Genomic DNA, 17,252 nt, shown 5'->3' with positions numbered 1-17,252 from the left:
CTGTGCCGGCCGTCACCGGGTGTCGACAGATGGATCACGCGGAGGGGATTGTCACGCCCGGGTATCGATGCCTACTCTCTGTGTGTCCAACGGGGCGCTCCGTCACTGACCTGGGTGACACCCCGTGGACGCCGTCGAGCCGGTGCCCCCTCCGGGTCACCGGGCCGGGGACCCATCGCAGTCCTCGGGGTGTAGCGCGCGTGCGCGCCGGGCGACTCCACGCCCGAACCCGTCAGCTAACCCGGTAGGCGGCCTGGGAGAAGGAGAGTCGCCGACCGTGGCGTTCCCCCGCACGTGTGTCTCCGGCCTGCCCGCGACCGGCCGGTCGCGCCACCGCGCCGCCCTCGCCCTCGCCGGCGTCCTCGGCCTGGGCCTGGGACTGGCCGCCACGCCGGCCGCGGCCGAGGAGCCCACCAGTGCGGCCGCGGCCGCCGAGCTGGTCGCCGCCCGCGGGCACGACCTCGAGGTCGTCACCGAGCGCTTCAACGAGGCGCGCGAGGCGCTGGCCGCCCAGCAGGCCGCCGCCGAGGGGGCCGCCGCGACCCTCGCCCAGGCGCAGGCCGCCGTCGACACCGCGCGCCGGCAGGTCGTCGGCATCGCCCGCTCCGCCTACACCGGCGACAGCATGGGCTCGCTGCAGGCGCTGATGACCAGCGCCGACGCCGACGAGTTCGTCAACCGGGTCACCCTGCTGCAGGGTGTCGCCGGCTACCAGGGCGAGCTGCTCGGCCAGGCCGCCGCCGCCACCGAGACCGCCACTGCCGCGCAGACGCAGGCCGCCGAGGCCGCCGCCGAGGCGCAGCGCCTCTACGACGACGTCGCCGCCCAGCAGGCCGACCTCGAGGACCAGATCGCCGACTACCAGGCCGACTACGCCCGGCTGAGCGCCGAGGAGCGGCGGGCCGCGCTCGAGGCCGCCGCGGCCGCGCACGCCGCCGAGGACGCCCGCGCCAGCCGCGACGAGGAGCGCACCGACCCCGCCGAGAGCAGCGCGCCGTCGTCGTCCTCGTCCTCGGCGGCCGCCCCCGCCGAGCCCGCCACCGCCGTCCCGGCGGGCGACAGCGGCGCCGCCTCGACCGTCGTGGCCACCGCCATGGCCCAGCGCGGCAAGCCCTACGTCTGGGCCGCCGCCGGCCCCGGCTCCTACGACTGCTCCGGCCTCACCCAGTACGCCTACCGGGCGGCCGGCATCAGCCTCCCGCACTCCAGCAGCATGCAGTCGAAGATGGGCACCGCGGTCTCCCGCTCCCAGCTGCAGCCCGGTGACCTGGTCTTCTTCTACAGCCCGGTGAGCCACGTGGGCATCTACATCGGCAACGGCCAGATGGTGCACGCGCCGACGTCGGGGGACGTGGTCAAGGTCGCCACCGTCGACTCGATGGGCGGCTACGTCGGCGCCCGCCGCCTCGTCTAGCGGGCCGGGCTCCCGGCCCCCGGCGGCCGGACCGCCTGCAGCAGCCCCCAGACGAAGGCCGCGGTGGCGCCCGAGGGCAGCCGGACCTGCCACCGGGTCGGCACCCCCGGGTCGACGTCGACCGCGCCCGGCAGGCCGCTGACGTCGGCGACCACGTGCTCCCAGGCCCGCAGCCGGCCCGGCGCGGCCCGCGGCACCGGGGAGCCCGGCGCCCGCACCAGGTGCTCGTGCAGCACCGCGCCGCCGGCGGCGGTGACCACCTCGAAGCGCAGGTGCGGCCACAGCGGCAGCGGCCAGTGCCGCACCTCCAGCTCCAGGTCGCCGTGGCGGTGCGCCCGCACCGTCTCGGCGGGGCCGAGGACGGCGGTGCGCAGGGCCAGCTCCCGCGGCGCGCGGGGGGAGTGGTGCAGCGCCTGCCACCGGGTGTGCGCGGCGTGCGCCGCGGCCCGGTCGGCGCCCAGCCGGGGGAGCGCCGCGGCGACGAGGTCGGGCCGCAGGTCGGCCATGCGGCGGAGCAGCACCAGGCAGAACTCGCGCCGGGCCAGTCCTCGCACGGCTGCGACCCTGCCACGCAGGTCACACCGCGCGCCGGGACACCCGTGGCCGGCCCGGCGTTGCACCGGGGAGAGCCGCCCGACCCCGGAGGACCCGCTCCCGATGAACCCGCGCACCGTCGTCCTCGCCTTCCGCGCCGTCGCCGTCGCCGAGGCCCTGTCCTGGGTCGGCCTGCTGGCCGGCATGTACGTCAAGTACGTGCCGCAGACCTCGGAGGCGGGCGTGCAGTTCTTCGGGCCGGTGCACGGGGCGGTGTTCGTCGCCTACGTCCTGGTCGCGCTGGTGGCCGCCCGGGTGCTCGGCTGGTCCCGGTGGACGACGCTGCTCGCGCTGGCCGCCTCGATCCCGCCGCTGGCCACGGTGGTCCTCGAGCGCTGGGCCGGGCGCACCGGCCGGCTGCGGGTGCCGGCGCGCGCCTGACCTACCGTTCCCGGCATGGCCGAGCCCGTGCTGCCCGCGACCGCCCGCACCCTGCTCGCCCGCACCGCCCGCGCGCAGCGGGACGGCCGCGCGCCCGGCCTGGTGGCAGGGGTGGTCCGCGACGGCGGGCTGGCCTGGTCGGCCGGCCGCGGCGACGTGGCCGAGCCGCACACCGACGTCCAGCACCGGCTCGGGTCGATCAGCAAGACGGTCACCGCCGTCGCGGTGATGCGGCTGCGCGACGAGGGCCGGCTGGGGCTCGACGACCCGCTGGACCGGCACGTGCCCGGCACGCCGTTCGGCGACCGCAGCGTCGGGCAGCTGCTCTCGCACCTGGCCGGCGCGGCCGCCGAGAGCCCCGGCGGCTGGTGGGAGCGCGTCCCGGGCGGCTCGCTGGCCGACCTCGGGCTGACCGGCGAGCACGTCGTCCTCGGGGAGGCCCGGCGGTTCCACTACTCCAACCTCGGCTTCGGCCTGCTCGGCGAGCTGGTGGCCCGGCTGCGCGGCCGGTCGTGGGAGGACGCCGTCACCGCCGAGGTGCTCGCGCCGCTGGGCATGACGCGGACGACGCCGCGCCCCTCCGGCCGTGCCGCCCGGGGGTACGCGGTGCACCCGTGGGCCGACGTCGTGCTGCCCGAGCCCGAGCACGACGCCGGCGTGATGGCCGCCGCCGGGCAGCTGTGGGCGACGCTGGCCGACCTCGCCCGCTTCGCCGTGTTCCTGCTCGGCGACACCGGCGACGTGCTGTCCCCGGCGACGCTCGAGGAGATGGCGGTGCCCGCCGGCGTCGACCCGTCCTCGCCGGCGTGGTCGGCGTACGGCCTGGGCCTGCAGGTGCTGCGGGTCGACGGGCGCACGCTGACCGGCCACGGCGGCTCGATGCCCGGCTTCCTCGCCGGGGTGTTCGTCGACCGCGAGGAGGGCACCGGCGGCGTCTCGCTGGCCAACACCACCAGCGGCCTGGAGGTGCTCGTCCCGGGCCTGCTGGCCGACCTGCGCGCCGCCGAGCCGCGCGTGGTCGAGGCCTGGCGGCCCTCGCCGTCACCGGTGCCGCCGGCGCAGCTGGGGATCTGGTACTGGGGACCGGCGCCGGTGGCGCTGCGCGCGCTGCCCGACGGGCTGCTCCACCTGGGGCCGCTGCCCGGGCGGCCGGGGCGCGCGAGCCGGTTCTGCCGGCGCGGCGACGGCACCTGGGTGGGCCTGGACGGCTACTACGCGGGCGAGCCGCTGCGGATCGCCCCCGACCACCTCGACGTGGGCACCTTCGTCTTCACGCGCACCCCTTACGACCCCGCCGCCCCCGTCCCCGGCGGCGTCGACGAGGCCGGCTGGGGTCTCCCGCCCGCCTGATCGCGGTGGGCACCGATGAGTCCGACACCCGGCCCGGGTCTCCTCCGGACCGACGCACTCTTGGAGGACACGTGGCACAGCGCACCATGCAGCCGGAGCAGGTCCAGGCCGCCGTACGGGCCGAGCGGCTGGCCGTGGCGGAGTTCGCGGAGGGGCTGGACGACGCCGGCTGGTCGGCGCGGTCGCTCTGCGCGGCGTGGACCGTCCGCGACGTGGTCGCCCACCTGACGGTCACCACCCGCGCCACCCTGTCGTCCGTCGTCCGCGACGCGGTGCGGGCCCGGGGCAGCTTCGACCGGATGACGGTGGACGTGGCGCACCGCCGTTCCGCCGCGTTCTCCCCGGCCGAGCTCGTGCGGCAGCTGCGTGAGAGCGCGGAGTCCGCGCGCCGGATGCCGCTCAGCGGTCCGATGGACCCGCTCATGGACGTCGTCGTGCACGCCCAGGACATCGCGCGCCCGCTCGGGCGGCGTCACCGGACGCCGCCCGACGTCGCCCTGCCGGTCCTCCACTACCTCGCGGAGAACCGGCTCATGGGCGGACCCCGGCGGGTGGCGGGGCTGCAGCTCGTCGCCACCGACGCCGACTGGTCGACGGGAGAGGGGCCCCAGGTCCGGGGACCGCTGTCGGACCTGGTCCTGGCCGTCGCGGGCCGGCCTGCCGGACTGGCCGGGCTGACGGGACCGGGTGTCGCCCGCCTGGCCGGGCGGCTCGCCGCCGCCTGAGCGGGCACTTCCGCGGATGTGCACCGGGCACCTCCGCGGAAGTGCCCCGGGTCACAGCCGGTCGAAGGCGTCCATCGTGGTCTTGACGACGGCGCCGTAGGCCAGGTGCGGCACGACGTCGCTGGCCCAGTCGGTGGCCGACCAGGTGCGCGGGTCGGTGATCCCGAGCGCGGTCATCGGGCCGTTGGCGGCCACCAGCACCCCGAGCGTGGTGAGCAGCGTGCCCACCAGCGGCTGCGAGCGGAAGCCGGAGGCGCGGGCCAGCCCGATCAGCACCCCGACCCCCACGCCGGCGACCAGGCCGGTGATCGGCCCGAGGCCCTGCACCCGGTTCTGCCGGTGCTCCTCGTCGCCGGGGATGGGCACGTGCGCCTTCTGGGCCAGCGCCTCCACCGTCTGCTCCGGCGTCGAACTGGTGCCCCGGCCGCGGACGACCATGTCGAGGTAGGTGACGGCGTTGAGCGCCGTGGTCCCGGCCGCCCCGGCCGCGGCCCCGCGCAGTGCCCAGCCCGTCGTGCTGATGCCGCGACGGCCCTTGCCGAAGGTCCCCACGGGGGTGCGTCTCGCCATGCCGTCCGCGGTACCCGCCGCGCTCACCAGGACAAACGGGCGCATCCTGGGGGAGTGGACGACGCCGGCCCGGCCCTGGAGCGCGCGATCGCCGCGCTGCTCGACGCCCGTGCGGCGGGCGCGACGATCTGCCCGTCGGAGGCGGCCCGCGCGGTCGACCCGGACGGCTGGCGCGCGCTGATGCCGGAGGCGCGCGCCGCGGCCGGCCGGCTGGCCGCGGCGGGCGCGGTCGAGGTCACCCAGCGCGGCGCGGTCGTCGACGTCGCCGCCGCCCGCGGCCCGGTGCGGGTGCGCCGGGTCAGCCGCTGACCGGCGGGACCGGCCGGGCGAGGAAGGCGGCCAGCAGCCGGGCGGTGCGGTTGACGGTCCCGGTGTGCAGCACCTCGTAGCCGTGCGTGCTCAGCGTGGGCAGCGACAGCAGGGCCGCCCGCGCCGCCTGCCCCGAGGCCATCGCCTGGGAGGCGTCGGAGTCGAAGGACCGCCACACCGCCGTCTGCGGGTCCAGGCCGAGCTCGCCGCCGAGGTCGACCAGCGCGTCGGCCAGCGCCCGGTCGTAGACGACCGCGTCGTCGGCGTAGGCGACCACCGGCCCGCCGTCCACGGTGACCTGGTACTCGGCCTCGGCCGGGCCGACGTCGAGCGCGACGGTGAGGTCGCCGGGCAGCGTCCGGCTGGCGTAGGCCGCCCCGATGCCGCCCATCTCCTCGCTCGTCGTCGCCACGAGGTACACGTCGCCGGGCGGACGGCCGCCGTCCTCGCGCAGCAGCCGCGCCGCCAGCACCAGGGTGGTGAGCGCGGCCCGGTCGTCGAGGAAGTAGGAGCCGACGAAGTCGCCGAAGCGGGTCAGGCCCCGCTTGTCGGCGTGCACGCACACCCGCGTGCCGGGGTGCACCCCGGCCGCGGCCAGGTCGTCGGCCGTGCACCCGGTGAAGACGTAGACGTGCGTCCAGTCCATCGCCTGGTCGCCGGCGTCGGGCTTGGTCTGCCAGATGCGCGCGCTCTCCGGCGTGGTGTGCTCCGAGCCCAGGGTGAGCACGCCGGTGAGCGTCCGGTGCCGGCCGAGGACGGCGACCGGCCCGAGCCCGAAGTTGCCGGGGTACATCACGCCGAGGGAGTCGACCCGCAGCGTGCCGTCGGGCTCGACCCGCTTGACGATCATCGACAGCTCGTCGAGGTGGGCGGCCACCCGGACGGCCGGGGCGGACCGGTCCGTCCCGTGCACGAGGGCGACGAGGTTGCCGGCCGGGTCGACGTGCACCTCGTCGGCCAGCGGCTCGAGCTCGCGGCGGACGACGTCGCGCACGGCGCCCTCCTCGCCGCAGGGGCCGTAGGTGCGCAGCAGCTCGTCGAGCAGGTCGGGGGCGGGTGTGGGCACGGCGCCACCCCTACCCGGCGCAGGAGGCCCTAGTCGGCGGCCCGGTCCCCGCCCGCCGCGCGCTCGAGCAGCGGGCCCATCCGGTGGTCGACGTAGCGGCGCAGCGCCAGCGCGGTGTCGGTGCGCTGCACGCCGGGCAGCGCGAGCACCTGCTCGGTCAGCCGCCACAGGTCGTCGGCGTCGACGGCGACGACCCGCACCAGCAGGTCGGCCGCGCCCGACAGCGCGGTCACCTCGAGCACCTCGGGTAGCGCGGCCAGCGCGGCGGCGACCTCCTCCAGGCCGCGCTGCACCACCTGCACGGTGACGTACGCCGAGAGCCGGTAGCCCAGCGCCTCGGGGCGCACCCGGGAGTCGAAGGGCGCCAGCAGGCCGCCGGCCTCCAGCCGCGCCAGCCGGGCCTGCACGGTGTTGCGGGCCAGTCCCAGCTGCTGCGACAGCGCCATCACGGTGGCGCGCGGGTCGGCGCCGAGGGCCTGCAGGAGGCGCGCGTCGGTGGCGTCCAGGCGGTCCGGAGGCGCGGGCACGGCGTCAGTCTGACACCCCGGCGCAATCCCCCGACGACAATCTGCGCACGTCGGGCGACGGGGCTTGCGCACCCCGACCGGGTGGTGGTGTGCTCGCTCACACGCGGGCCGTGCCACGATGTGTGAGTGGCGCCACACCCCGGCGCCGCAGGACGTCCCACCCCGCGAGCCCCGACCGGTGACCCCGGCGGCCCGCGGACGACGGCGAGGAGGAGCACGTGAGCGTGTCCAGCGCGACCACCGAGGTGGTCGACCCCGTACCGGGGGCCGCAGCGCCCCACCTCCCGGAGCAGCCCGACCTCGTGCAGCTGCTGACGCCGGAGGGCGAGCGGGTCGAGCACCCCGACTACTCGATCGACGTCTCGGCCGAGGAACTGCGCGACCTCTACCGGGACCTGGTGCTGGTCCGCCGGTGGGACGTCGAGGCGACCGCGTTGCAGCGGCAGGGCGAGCTGGGCATCTGGGCCTCGCTGCTGGGCCAGGAGGCCGCCCAGATCGGCGCCGGCCGCGCGCTGCAGGACGGCGACGTCGCCTTCCCCACCTACCGCGAGCACGGCGTGGCCTGGACCCGCGGCGTCGACCCGCTGCACGTCATCAGCCTGTTCCGCGGCGTCGACAACGGCGGCTGGGACCCGGTCGCGACGGCCTTCAACCTCTACACCGTCGTCATCGGCGCCCAGTGCCTGCACGCCACCGGCTACGCCATGGGCCTGCAGCGCGACGGCGCGGAGCACGCCGCGCTGGCCTTCCTCGGCGACGGCGCCACCAGCCAGGGCGAGGTCAACGAGGCGATGATCTGGGCGGCCAGCTTCTCCGCCCCCGTCGTGTTCTTCTGCCAGAACAACCAGTACGCGATCAGCGTGCCGCTCGAGCGCCAGACCCGGGTGCCGCTCTACCAGCGGGCGGCCGGCTTCGGCTTCCCCGGCGTCCGCGTCGACGGCAACGACGTCCTCGCCGTCCTGGCCGTCACCCGCGCGGCGCTCGCCGCCGCCCGCGAGGGCCAGGGGCCGACGTTCATCGAGGCGTTCACCTACCGGATGGGCGCGCACACGACCTCCGACGACCCCACGCGCTACCGGCTGGCCAGCGAGCTGGAGGAGTGGAAGCTGCGCGACCCGATCGCCCGGGTCAAGGCCCACCTGTCGCGCAGCGGCGTCGCCGACGCCGCCTTCTTCGACTCGGTCGAGGCCGAGGCCGACGAGCTGGCCAAGCGGATCCGCACGGGCACCGTGGAGATGCCCGACCCGCCGGGCACGGCGATGTTCGACCAGGTCTACGCCGAGCAGACGCCGCCCCTGGCCGCGCAGCAGGCGCAGTTCGAGGCCTACCAGGCCTCCTTCGAGGGGAGCGAGCACTGATGGCCGAGACGCTCACCATCGGCAAGGCCCTCAACCTGGGCCTGCGCCGCGCCATGGAGGACGACGCGAAGGTCGTGCTCATGGGCGAGGACATCGGCCGGCTCGGCGGGGTCTTCCGGATCACCGACGGCCTGCAGAAGGACTTCGGCGAGGACCGCGTCGTCGACACCCCGCTGGCCGAGGCCGGCATCCTCGGCACCGCCGTCGGCCTGGCCATGCGCGGCTACCGGCCGGTGTGCGAGATCCAGTTCGACGGGTTCGTCTTCCCCGCCTACAACCAGATCGTCACCCAGGTGGCCAAGATCCACGCCCGCTCCCGGGGCCGGCTGGCGATGCCGATCGTCATCCGCATCCCCTTCGGCGGCGGCATCGGCGCGGTCGAGCACCACAGCGAGAGCCCCGAGGCCTACTTCGCGCACACGCCGGGCCTGAAGGTGGTCGCGGTCAGCAACCCGATCGACGCCTACTGGGGCATCCAGCAGGCCATCGCCTCCCCCGACCCGATCGTCTTCCTCGAGCCCAAGCGGCGGTACTGGGAGAAGGCCGAGGTCGACACCGGCGCCACGCCCGGTCCGCTGTTCGCCTCGCGGGTGGTCCGCGGCGGGGACGACGTCACGGTGCTCGCCTACGGCCCGATGGTGAAGACGGCGCTGCAGGCCGCCGAGGCCGCCGCCGAGGAGGGCCGCTCGCTGGAGGTGGTCGACCTGCGCACGATCAGCCCGCTCGACCTCGACCTGGTGTTCGACTCCGTCCGGCGCACCGGGCGCTGCGTCGTCGTCCACGAGGCGCCGGTGACCCTGGGCCTGGGCGCGGAGATCGCCGCCCGGGTGACCGAGACGTGCTTCCACTCCCTGGAGGCGCCGGTGCTGCGGGTGGGCGGCTACGACACGCCCTACCCGCCGTCGAAGCTCGAGGAGGAGTACCTCCCCGACCTCGACCGGGTGCTCGACGCCGTCGACCGCGCGATGGGGTTCTGAGGCGATGACGCTGCGCCAGTTCAAGCTGCCCGACGTGGGCGAGGGCCTCACCGACGGCGAGATCCTGCAGTGGCTCGTCGCGGTGGGCGACACGGTCACGGTCAACCAGCCGCTGTGCGAGGTGGAGACCGCCAAGGCCGCCGTCGAGCTGCCTTCGCCCTACGCAGGCACGGTGACCGAGCTGCTGTTCGAGGCGGGCACGACCGTCGACGTCGGCACGCCGATCATCACCATCGACGACGGCGCCGACGCACCGGCTCCCGCCCCGGTCCCGGCACCGGCGGCGGCCGGCGCCGGGACCGACGGGTCCGAGGAGCCCGCTGCCGGGCTGATCGGCGGCGCGGCGCCCGGGGGCCGGACGGCGGTGCTCGTCGGCTACGGGCCGCGCACCACCGAGGCCCGCCGCCGCCCGCGCCGCGGGGGCCCGCCGCCCGCGCGGCCGGCGGCGACGCCCGGTGCCGACTACGGCTCCGGGGGCCACGACCGGCCGCCGCTGCTGGCCACCGCCCCCGACATGACCGTCAAGCCGGTGCGCCACGGCGGCCTGGAGGTCGGGCGGCAGGCCGAGGCGCACGCCGCGGCCGAGGAGGCCGCCACCGCGCTCGGGGCCGCCCCGGGCCGCGGCCGGCTGCGCCCGCTGGCCAAGCCGCCGGTGCGCAAGCTGGCCAAGGACCTCGGCGTCGACCTCGCCGCGCTGACCGGCAGCGGCGCCGGCGGGGTCATCACCCGCGAGGACGTCACCGCCGCGGCGGCCGGGCCCGCGCCCGTCGCCGCCCCGGCTGCCGCTGCACCCGCGCCGGTCGCGGCGGCCGCCGCGGGCGAGCGCATCCCGGTCAAGGGCGTGCGCAAGGCGACGGCGGCGGCGATGGTGGCCAGCGCCTTCACCGCGCCGCACGTCACGGAGTTCCTGACCGTCGACGTCACCCGGATGATGAAGCTCCGGCAGCGGATCGCCGCCCGCCCGGAGTTCGCCGGGGTCAAGGTCAGCCCGCTGCTGTTCGTGGCCAAGGCGCTGCTGCTGGCCGCGCGCCGACACCCGATGGTCAACAGCTCGTGGGACGAGGCCGCGCAGGAGATCGTCGTCCACGGGCAGGTCAACCTGGGCATCGCCGCGGCCACCCCGCGCGGGCTGGTCGTCCCGAACGTGAAGGACGCCGGCCGGCTCTCGCTGCCCGAGCTCGCGACCGCGCTGGCCGAGCTGACCGAGACGGCGCGGGCCGGGCGGACGGCGCCGGGCGACATGGCCGGCGGCACCATCACCATCACCAACGTCGGGGTGTTCGGCGTCGACACCGGGACGCCGATCCTCAACCCCGGCGAGTCGGCGATCCTGGCCTTCGGCGCGGTGCGCGAGATGCCGTGGGTGCACAAGGGGAAGGTGCGGGTGCGGCAGGTCACCCAGCTGGCCCTGTCGTTCGACCACCGCATCGTCGACGGCGAGCTGGGCTCCCGGTTCCTCGCCGACGTCGGCGCGCTGCTGTCCGACCCCGGGACGGCGCTGGCCTTCTGAGTCCCCCGGCGACCACGGCGCCCGACTCCCGGTCCGCTCAGGACGGGGTCACGGCGCCGTGGTCGCCGGCGGGGTCCAGCGCAGCGCCGTCGTGCCGGCCTCGACCAGGAGCCCGGCCGGCACACGCCGCAGGACGGCGTCGCGCGCCGCCTGCCGCCAGCCGCCGCCCAGGTGCGCGCCGAGGCGCGCCGTCTGCAGCGACCGGCGGGCGATCCGCCGGCACCGCGGCCGGCGGGCCCGGTCGAAGGCGGCCAGCGCCCCGGCGAGGGGGGCGCCGGCGGCGACCGGCCCGGCGACCAGGCGCCCCACGCAGACGCCGTCCTCCAGCGAGGTGTTGGCACCCTGGCCCATCGTCGGCAGCATGGCGTGGGCGGCGTCCCCGATGACGACCGTCCGCCCGCGGACGTAGCCGGGCAGCCCGCCGGGCAGGTGGTGGACGTCGTGCCGCATGAGCCGGTCCGGTCGCGTGGCCGCCAGCACGGAGCGCACGTGGGGGGACCAACCGGAGAAGTGCTCGACGGCCGCGGCCAGCTCGTCGTCGAAGCGCACCCCGGCGGGGGAGTGGACGTAGCCGTACCAGTAGACCTCCGTGTCGCTGATCGGCACCGTGCCGAACTCCGCACCCGGCCCCCAGAGCGCCAGGAACCCCTCGCCGGTCCCCCCGGGCCGCTCGACGACGGCACGCCAGCTGGTCCCGCCGCCGTAGGCCACCCGGGCGCCGGGGAACAGCTGCGCCCGCACGGTGCTGCGGATGCCGTCGGCGGCGACCAGGAGGTCCGCCGTCCGGGTGTGCTCGCCCCCGTCGTCGCGCCAGGTGACGGCGGCCGGCTCCCCGCCGGGTTCTCCGGGGCGCACGCGCAGGACCGGGGCGCCGGTGACCAGGTCGGCGTCCGCCGCGGCGGCCAGGAGCGCGCCGTGCAGCCGCTGCCGGTGCACGCCCCAGGCGCGGTTGGCCGATCCCGGGTCGCCCCGCGGGTCGGGCAGCCGGAGCAGCCAGCGGCCGTGCCGGTCCTGGGTACCCGCGGCGAACGTCTCGTGCCCGAGGCCGCGGACCCGGTCGCCGATGCCGAGGGCGTCCAGCGCGGCCATGCCGTTGCGGGTGACGGCGAGGCCCGCACCGACCTCACCGAACTCCGGGGCCCGTTCCAGGACGGTCACCTGCCAGCCGGCCCGCACCAGCGAGGCCGCCGCGGCCAGGCCGGCGATCCCGCCGCCGACCACCGTCGCCGTGCGCTCCCCGGTCATCCGTCCTCCGCTCCCGACGCGCGGCCGCGAGGTCCTCCGACAGCCGGAGTCTGCTCCTCCGCCGCCGTCCGTGGCGGTGCCGACGGTGCGCCGGCCTGCACGGATCGGACGTGTCCCCGCGCGGGGGCGGGGGTAGGGCGACCGGGTCCGCACCGAGAACCCCGAGCCAGAGGAGCGTGTCCCGTGGCCAGCGTGCAGGAGTCCGTCGACGTCGACGTCCCGATCCGGGTCGCCTACGACCAGTGGACCCAGTTCGAGTCCTTCCCCCAGTTCATGGGTGGTGTCGAGCGGATCACCCAGCTCGACGACACGCGCACCCACTGGGTCACCAACATCGACGGCGTCAAGCGCGAGTTCGACGCCGAGATCACCGAGCAGCACCCCGAGGAGCGGGTGGCCTGGACCAGCACCAGCGGCGACGCCAAGCACGCCGGTGTGGTCACCTTCCACCGCCTCGACGACACCAAGACCCGCGTGATGATCCAGATCGACTGGGAGCCCACCGGGATCGTGGAGAAGGCCGGCGCCGCGCTCGGCTTCGACGACCGCCAGGTCAAGGCCGACGCCAAGCGGTTCAAGGAGTTCATCGAGAGCCGCGGCACCGAGACCGGCGCCTGGCGCGGCGACGTCTCCCGCCCCGACCAGCCCTGAGCCGGGTCCGCAGCAGCAGGACCGCACACGGACGACGGCGCCCGTCCCCTCGAGCGAGGGGACGGGCGCCGTCGTTGGTGGTGGCCCTCCTGCAGGGTCCCGCTGCGAGCCTGCGAGCGGCGGGGGGCAGGAGGGTCCTTCTCCTACTCGGCGTCCAGGTCCTGCGCGACCAGGCCGGCGATCTGGTCGACGACGGACTGGTCGTCGCTGGTGACGGTCACCTCGGTGCCCTTCTGGGCGCCGAGGGTCATGATCATCAGCGGCGACCCGGCGTCGACCGGCGCGCCGCCGGGGGTGGCCAGGGTGACCGGGACGCCGGCCTTGCCCACCGCCTCGGCGATGAGCGCGGCCGGGCGGGCGTGCAGGCCGACCCGGGAGCCGACGGTGACGGTCTGGCTGGGCATTCGTCGTCCTCGCTTCTGGTGGAGTGGGTTCCGGTGCCGGGTCCAGCCTGCCCGCTCAGGCGCGAGCGGGCGCGCTGACGCCGGACGCCGGGGTGGCGTTGTGGGCGTGGGCCAGGTCGACGGCGTCCTCCGGGACCCCGGCCTCGGCCTTGCTGCGGCCGATGCTCTTGGCGATGGTGACCGCCAGGCCGCCGACCACGGTGCCCGCGACGAGGGCCAGGACGAAGACCAGCACGTTGTTCATCGCGAAGAACACGAAGATGCCGCCGTGCGGGGCCCGCAGCTCGACGCCGCTGGCCGCGACGATCGCGCCGGTGGTGGCACCCCCGAGCATCATCGACGGGATGACCCGCAGCGGGTCGGCCGCGGCGAACGGGATGGCGCCCTCGGAGATGAAGGACAGGCCCAACAGCCACGCGGCCTTGCCGTTGTCCCGCTCGGCCGGGGTGTAGAGCTTCGGCCGGATCGCGGTGGACAGCGCCATCGCCAGCGGCGGGACCATGCCGGCCGCCATGACCGTGGCCATGATCACCAGCGAGCCGCTGGTCTGCGAGGCCAGGCCGGCGGTGGCGAACAGGTAGGCCGCCTTGTTGATCGGGCCGCCGAGGTCGAAGCACATCATCAGGCCGAGGATGATCCCGAGCAGGACCGCCGAGGTGCCGCTGAGGCCGTTGAGCCAGTTGCCCAGGCCCTCGAGGGCGGCGGCCAGCGGGCGGCCGAGCACCGCGACCATGATCCCGCTGGAGATGAACGTCGCCAGCAGCGGGATGATCACGACCGGCTGCAGGCCGCGGACGCCGGCGGGCAGCTTCCAGGAGGCGATCCAGCGGGCCACCAGGCCGGCGAGGATGCCGCCCACCAGGCCGCCGATGAAGCCGGCGCCGACGCTGACCGAGACCGCGCCGATGACGAAGCCGGGCGCGATGCCCGGGCGGTCGGCGATCGCGTAGGCGATGTAGCCGGCCAGCGCGGGCACCAGGAACCCGAAGGCGGCCTGGCCCAGCACGGTGCAGACCGCGCCGAGGTAGCCCCAGAAGCCGTCGTTGAGACCCTCCACGCCGGAGGCCGTCGGCAGGTCGAAGAACGAGTTGTTCAGCACCCAGCTCAGCGCGTAGTTCTGGCCCTCGACGTCGGGGTTGGCGTTGACGATCTGGTAGCCGCCGAAGAGGAAGCCCAGCGCGATGAGCAGACCACCGGCCGCGACGAACGGGATCATGTAGCTGACGCCGGTCAGCAGCCACCGGCGGATCTCCGCGGCGGTGGAGGGGCGGGCGCCGGAGGTGGCGGCGGCGGGCTCCCCGGCCGTGCCCGAGCCGGGCACCCGGCGGGCGTTCGGGTCGTCGGCGGCGGCCAGCGCCTCGCGGATCATCACGTCGGGCTCGTTGATGGCCCGCTTGGTGCCTGACTGGACCACCGGCTTGCCGGCGAACCGGTCACGGTCCCGGACGCCCACGTCGACGGCGAAGATCACCGCGTCGGCGTCGCGGATGACCGCCGGGTCCAGCGGCGTGGCGCCCGAGGAGCCCTGGGTCTCGACGACGAGGTCGACGCCGGCGTCCTGGGCGGCCGCGGTGAGCTTGTCGGCGGCCATGTAGGTGTGCGCGATGCCGGTCGGGCAGGCGCTGACCGCGACCAGCCGGCGGCGGGCCGGGGCCTGCCCGCCGGTGGACGCCGGGGCCGCAGCGGCCTGCGTGGCGGCCGGCGAGGTGGCCGGGGCCGGGACCGAGGTGGCCGCGCTGGCGCCGGTGGCCGGCTGCGGGGAGACGACCTCCTCGACGAGGGCGACGACGTCGGCCGGGGTGGCGGCGGCCCGCAGCGCGGCGACGAAGTCCGGCCGCACCAGGGCGCGGGCCAGCGCGGACAGCAGCGTGAGGTGGTCGGCGTCGCCGGCCGCCGGCGCGGCGATGAGGAAGACCAGGTCGGCCGGGCCGTCGGCGGCGCCGAAGTCGACGCCCGGGCTCAGCCGGCCGAACGCCAGCGAGGCCTGCGTCACGGCCGCCGAGCGGCAGTGCGGGATGGCGATGCCGCCGGGCAGTCCGGTGGCCGCCTGGGCCTCGCGGGCCAGCGCGTCACCGGCGAGCGCCTCGGCGCCCGTCGCCCGGCCGGCGTCGGCCACCAGGCCGGCCAGCCGGCGGACCACCGTGGCCTTGTCGGAGCCGAGGTCGGTGTCGAGGACGACCAGCTCGGGGGTGATGAGTGCGGACATGACGGACCTTCCGGGGCGTCAGGGGACGTCCCGGCCGGCGGCCGGGACGGGCTGCTGTGCGGGCGGTGCTGCGGGTGCTGCGGGTGGGACGGACCCGGGCAGACCGGGCTGTACGGACACGCCGGCCAGGTCCACCTGGTCGGGCGTGGGGAGCGCGGAGCCGGGCAGCGCGGCGGCGGCCGCGCCGGTGGCGACCGCGCGGCGCAGCCGCTCGGCGGCGGGGGCGCCGGCGAGGTCGGCGAGCACGTGCCCGGCCAGGCTGGAGTCGCCGGCGCCGACCGTGCTGCGGACGGTGATCCGCGGCGGCCGGGCCGACCAGACCTCGCCGCCGGAGGTCGACAGCGTGGCGCCGTCGCCCCCGAGGGTCAGCAGCACCTCGGCGATGCCGCCGTCGTGCAGGGCCCGTACCGCCGCCGACAGGGCGGCGGGGTCGGCGAGCAGTGCGGCCTCGGTGGTGCCGGCCACCTGCGCCAGCTCCTCGGCGTTGGGCTTGACCAGGTCGGGCGCGGCGTCGGGGCCGGCCGCGAGCAGGGCCAGCAGCGGCGCCTCGGAGGTGTCGACGGCGACCCGCGCGCCGGTGCCGCGGACGGCGCGCACCAGGTCGGCGTACCAGTCGGTCGGTGTGTCCGGTGGCAGCGAGCCGGAGAGGACCACCCACGCCGCACCCTCGGCGGCCGCCGCCAGGGCCGTGGTCAGCGCGGCCCGGGTGCCGGCGTCGAGGGGAGTGCCCGGCTCGTTGAGCTTGGTGGTCGTGCCGTCGGGCTCGGTGAGCGTGTAGTTGGTGCGCACCGGGGCGCCGGTGCCCACGGTGACCAGCGGCAGGCGGAGGACCCGCAGCGCGGTGACCAGCGGGTCGGCGTCCTCGGCGGGGACGACGGCGGTGACGTCGGCGCCGGCCGCGGCCAGCACGCGGGCCACGTTGACGCCCTTGCCGCCGGGCTCGGTGGAACTGGTGCCCAGCCGGACGACCCCGCCGCGGGCCAGCGGGCCGGGCAGGACGAGGGTGCGGTCGAGGCTGGGGTTGGCCGTCAGCGTGACGACGCGGCCGCCGCTCACGCGACCACGACCTCGACGCCGGCGTCCTCGAGCCGGCCGACGACCGCCGGGTCGGCGCCGCTGTCGGTCACCACGACGTCGACGTCGTCGAGGGCGGCGAAGCGGACGAGGTGCTCGCGGCCGAGCTTGCTGGCGTCGGCGAGGACCACCACCCGCTGCCCGGCGCGCACCATCGCCCGCTTGACCGAGGCCTCGGCCTCGTCGGGGGTGGTCAGCCCGTGCCCGGGGGTGATGCCGTTGGCGCCGAGGAAGGCGACGTCGACGCGCAGCTCGGCCAGCGCTCGCACCGGCGTCTCGCCGACGGCGGTCTGGGTGAGCCCGCGGACCCGGCCGCCGAGCACGTGCAGCGTCAGCCCCGGGGCGGTGGCCAGCCGGGCGGAGATCGGCACCGAGTTGGTGGCCACGAAGAGGTTGCGGTCGGCGGGCAGCACCTCGGCCAGCGCGGCCGTGGAGCTGCCGCCGTCGAGCAGCAGGCTGCCGCCCGGGCCGGGCAGCAGGTCCAGCGCCGCGGCGGCGATCTTGCGCTTGGCCTCGGCGTGGGTGGTGTGCCGCTCGCCCAGCGCCGTCTCCACCAGGGTCAGCGCCCCGGCCGGGACGGCGCCGCCGTGCACCCGGCGCAGCACCCCGGTCCGCTCGAGGACGGCGAGGTCGCGGCGCACCGTCTCGGTGGTCACCCCGAACTGCTCGGCCACGGCGGTCACCGCGATCCGGCCCTGCTCGGTGACCAGCGTGGCGATCGCCTGCTGGCGCTCCTCCGCGTACACCGGCCCACCTCCTCACCTCGTCGTCCGGCGGCCGTGGGGTCACGGAGGTTCCGGAACGGTGCCCGAACGTGTGGGTTCAGGTCTGTGTTGCTGTTGTTCTACGTTGCTTCCGTTGACAAGTCAACACCGATTCGTGAGTCTGGTC

Annotated in this window: 18 protein-coding genes and 1 riboswitch; of the genes, 9 read left to right on the top strand and 9 right to left on the bottom strand. The window is 76.4% G+C overall.

Going from position 1 to position 17,252, the window contains the following annotated elements; genetic code table 11:
• Positions 1-133: 133 nt before the first annotated feature.
• Positions 134-267, top strand: a riboswitch (cyclic di-AMP (ydaO/yuaA leader).
• A 10-nt stretch (positions 268-277) separates the two neighbouring features.
• Positions 278-1,414: a C40 family peptidase gene (locus LY71_RS20230; protein ID WP_245888134.1), complete on the top strand. Its 1,137-nt coding sequence runs from the start codon at positions 278-280 to the stop codon at positions 1,412-1,414.
• On the opposite strand, the gene LY71_RS20225 is transcribed toward LY71_RS20230, so the two are convergent.
• Complete coding sequence (locus LY71_RS20225; protein ID WP_146146196.1) at positions 1,411-1,968, bottom strand: hypothetical protein; 558 nt, start codon at positions 1,966-1,968, stop codon at positions 1,411-1,413. The genes LY71_RS20230 and LY71_RS20225 overlap by 4 nt on opposite strands.
• 103 nt (positions 1,969-2,071) lie before the next feature.
• Between LY71_RS20225 and LY71_RS20220 the strand changes: the two genes are divergently transcribed.
• The 3 genes from LY71_RS20220 to LY71_RS20210 all read left to right on the top strand — a co-directional run bounded on the left by LY71_RS20220 (position 2,072) and on the right by LY71_RS20210 (position 4,464).
• Positions 2,072-2,389, top strand: coding sequence for a DUF3817 domain-containing protein (locus LY71_RS20220; protein ID WP_106281113.1), 318 nt, complete (start codon positions 2,072-2,074; stop codon positions 2,387-2,389).
• Between the two features lie 15 nt (positions 2,390-2,404).
• Positions 2,405-3,739, top strand: a complete 1,335-nt coding sequence (locus tag LY71_RS20215) for a serine hydrolase domain-containing protein (protein ID WP_106281111.1) — start codon at positions 2,405-2,407, stop codon at positions 3,737-3,739.
• Between the two features lie 71 nt (positions 3,740-3,810).
• On the top strand, positions 3,811-4,464 hold the full coding sequence (locus LY71_RS20210) for a maleylpyruvate isomerase family mycothiol-dependent enzyme (protein WP_245888131.1): 654 nt from the start codon (positions 3,811-3,813) through the stop codon (positions 4,462-4,464).
• Between the two features lie 51 nt (positions 4,465-4,515).
• On the opposite strand, the gene LY71_RS20205 is transcribed toward LY71_RS20210, so the two are convergent.
• The gene (locus tag LY71_RS20205) at positions 4,516-5,034 is read right to left on the bottom strand and encodes a hypothetical protein (RefSeq protein WP_106281254.1); all 519 of its coding nucleotides are present in this window, start codon (positions 5,032-5,034) and stop codon (positions 4,516-4,518) included.
• Positions 5,035-5,088: 54 nt separating this feature from the next.
• Here LY71_RS20205 and LY71_RS20200 point away from each other — a divergent pair, with 54 nt between their 5' ends.
• Positions 5,089-5,343: a DUF3253 domain-containing protein gene (locus LY71_RS20200; protein WP_106281109.1), complete on the top strand. Its 255-nt coding sequence runs from the start codon at positions 5,089-5,091 to the stop codon at positions 5,341-5,343.
• On the opposite strand, the gene LY71_RS20195 is transcribed toward LY71_RS20200, so the two are convergent.
• Together LY71_RS20195 and LY71_RS20190 are read right to left on the bottom strand one after the other, a co-directional pair.
• The gene (locus LY71_RS20195; protein WP_106281107.1) at positions 5,333-6,409 is read right to left on the bottom strand and encodes a M42 family metallopeptidase; all 1,077 of its coding nucleotides are present in this window, start codon (positions 6,407-6,409) and stop codon (positions 5,333-5,335) included. The two genes, LY71_RS20200 and LY71_RS20195, sit on opposite strands and share 11 nt — an antisense overlap.
• Positions 6,410-6,438: 29 nt before the next feature.
• The gene (locus LY71_RS20190; RefSeq protein ID WP_106281104.1) at positions 6,439-6,936 is read right to left on the bottom strand and encodes an Lrp/AsnC family transcriptional regulator; all 498 of its coding nucleotides are present in this window, start codon (positions 6,934-6,936) and stop codon (positions 6,439-6,441) included.
• A 218-nt stretch (positions 6,937-7,154) separates the two neighbouring features.
• Here LY71_RS20190 and pdhA point away from each other — a divergent pair, with 218 nt between their 5' ends.
• From pdhA to LY71_RS20175, 3 genes are read left to right on the top strand one after another with little or no spacing between them, the layout of a single operon-like run.
• Positions 7,155-8,294, top strand: a complete 1,140-nt coding sequence (gene pdhA, locus LY71_RS20185) for a pyruvate dehydrogenase (acetyl-transferring) E1 component subunit alpha (protein WP_106281102.1) — start codon at positions 7,155-7,157, stop codon at positions 8,292-8,294.
• Positions 8,294-9,271 carry an alpha-ketoacid dehydrogenase subunit beta gene (locus LY71_RS20180; protein ID WP_211297451.1) on the top strand — a complete coding sequence of 326 codons (978 nt, stop codon included), beginning with the start codon at positions 8,294-8,296 and terminating at the stop codon, positions 9,269-9,271. The genes pdhA and LY71_RS20180 overlap by 1 nt, the downstream gene beginning before the upstream one ends.
• A gap of 4 nt (positions 9,272-9,275) precedes the next feature.
• Positions 9,276-10,781: a dihydrolipoamide acetyltransferase family protein gene (locus LY71_RS20175; RefSeq protein WP_106281100.1), complete on the top strand. Its 1,506-nt coding sequence runs from the start codon at positions 9,276-9,278 to the stop codon at positions 10,779-10,781.
• Positions 10,782-10,829: 48 nt separating this feature from the next.
• Here LY71_RS20175 and LY71_RS20170 read toward each other — a convergent pair whose 3' ends face one another.
• On the bottom strand, positions 10,830-12,026 hold the full coding sequence (locus LY71_RS20170) for an FAD-dependent oxidoreductase (protein WP_106281098.1): 1,197 nt from the start codon (positions 12,024-12,026) through the stop codon (positions 10,830-10,832).
• Positions 12,027-12,209: 183 nt separating this feature from the next.
• Between LY71_RS20170 and LY71_RS20165 the strand changes: the two genes are divergently transcribed.
• Positions 12,210-12,677 (top strand): SRPBCC family protein, encoded by a 468-nt coding sequence (locus LY71_RS20165; protein ID WP_106281096.1) that lies wholly within the window; start codon positions 12,210-12,212, stop codon positions 12,675-12,677.
• A 143-nt stretch (positions 12,678-12,820) separates the two neighbouring features.
• Here LY71_RS20165 and LY71_RS20160 read toward each other — a convergent pair whose 3' ends face one another.
• The 4 genes from LY71_RS20160 to LY71_RS20145 are packed head-to-tail and all read right to left on the bottom strand — an operon-like array spanning position 12,821 to position 17,107.
• Complete coding sequence (locus LY71_RS20160; RefSeq protein ID WP_091116973.1) at positions 12,821-13,081, bottom strand: HPr family phosphocarrier protein; 261 nt, start codon at positions 13,079-13,081, stop codon at positions 12,821-12,823.
• A 55-nt stretch (positions 13,082-13,136) separates the two neighbouring features.
• Positions 13,137-15,287, bottom strand: coding sequence for a PTS fructose transporter subunit IIABC (locus LY71_RS20155; RefSeq protein WP_106281094.1), 2,151 nt, complete (start codon positions 15,285-15,287; stop codon positions 13,137-13,139).
• 18 nt (positions 15,288-15,305) lie between these two features.
• Entirely contained in the window at positions 15,306-16,343 is a 1,038-nt protein-coding gene (locus LY71_RS20150) for a 1-phosphofructokinase family hexose kinase (protein WP_106281092.1), read from the bottom strand.
• A complete protein-coding gene (locus LY71_RS20145; RefSeq protein WP_106281090.1) occupies positions 16,340-17,107 on the bottom strand; it encodes a DeoR/GlpR family DNA-binding transcription regulator in 768 nt (255 codons plus the stop codon). Before LY71_RS20145 ends, LY71_RS20150 begins: the two co-directional genes overlap by 4 nt.
• Between the last annotated feature and the right edge of the window lie 145 nt (positions 17,108-17,252).

The organism is Geodermatophilus tzadiensis, from assembly GCF_003002915.1.
Taxonomy (GTDB): Bacteria; Actinomycetota; Actinomycetes; order Mycobacteriales; family Geodermatophilaceae; genus Geodermatophilus; species Geodermatophilus tzadiensis.
This window is presented reverse-complemented; position numbering and strand designations above follow the sequence as displayed.

Excerpts from the sequence above, each read along its gene's own strand:
- LY71_RS20220 (WP_106281113.1), top strand. The coding sequence starts at position 2,072 with ATGAACCCGCGCACCGTCGTCCTCGCCTTCCGCGCCGTCGCCGTCGCC.
- LY71_RS20215 (WP_106281111.1), top strand. The coding sequence starts at position 2,405 with ATGGCCGAGCCCGTGCTGCCCGCGACCGCCCGCACCCTGCTCGCCCGC.
- LY71_RS20205 (WP_106281254.1), bottom strand. The coding sequence starts at position 5,034 with ATGGCGAGACGCACCCCCGTGGGGACCTTCGGCAAGGGCCGTCGCGGC.
- LY71_RS20180 (WP_211297451.1), top strand. The coding sequence starts at position 8,294 with ATGGCCGAGACGCTCACCATCGGCAAGGCCCTCAACCTGGGCCTGCGC.
- LY71_RS20175 (WP_106281100.1), top strand. The coding sequence starts at position 9,276 with ATGACGCTGCGCCAGTTCAAGCTGCCCGACGTGGGCGAGGGCCTCACC.
- LY71_RS20170 (WP_106281098.1), bottom strand. The coding sequence starts at position 12,026 with ATGACCGGGGAGCGCACGGCGACGGTGGTCGGCGGCGGGATCGCCGGC.
- LY71_RS20160 (WP_091116973.1), bottom strand. The coding sequence starts at position 13,081 with ATGCCCAGCCAGACCGTCACCGTCGGCTCCCGGGTCGGCCTGCACGCC.
- LY71_RS20155 (WP_106281094.1), bottom strand. The coding sequence starts at position 15,287 with ATGTCCGCACTCATCACCCCCGAGCTGGTCGTCCTCGACACCGACCTC.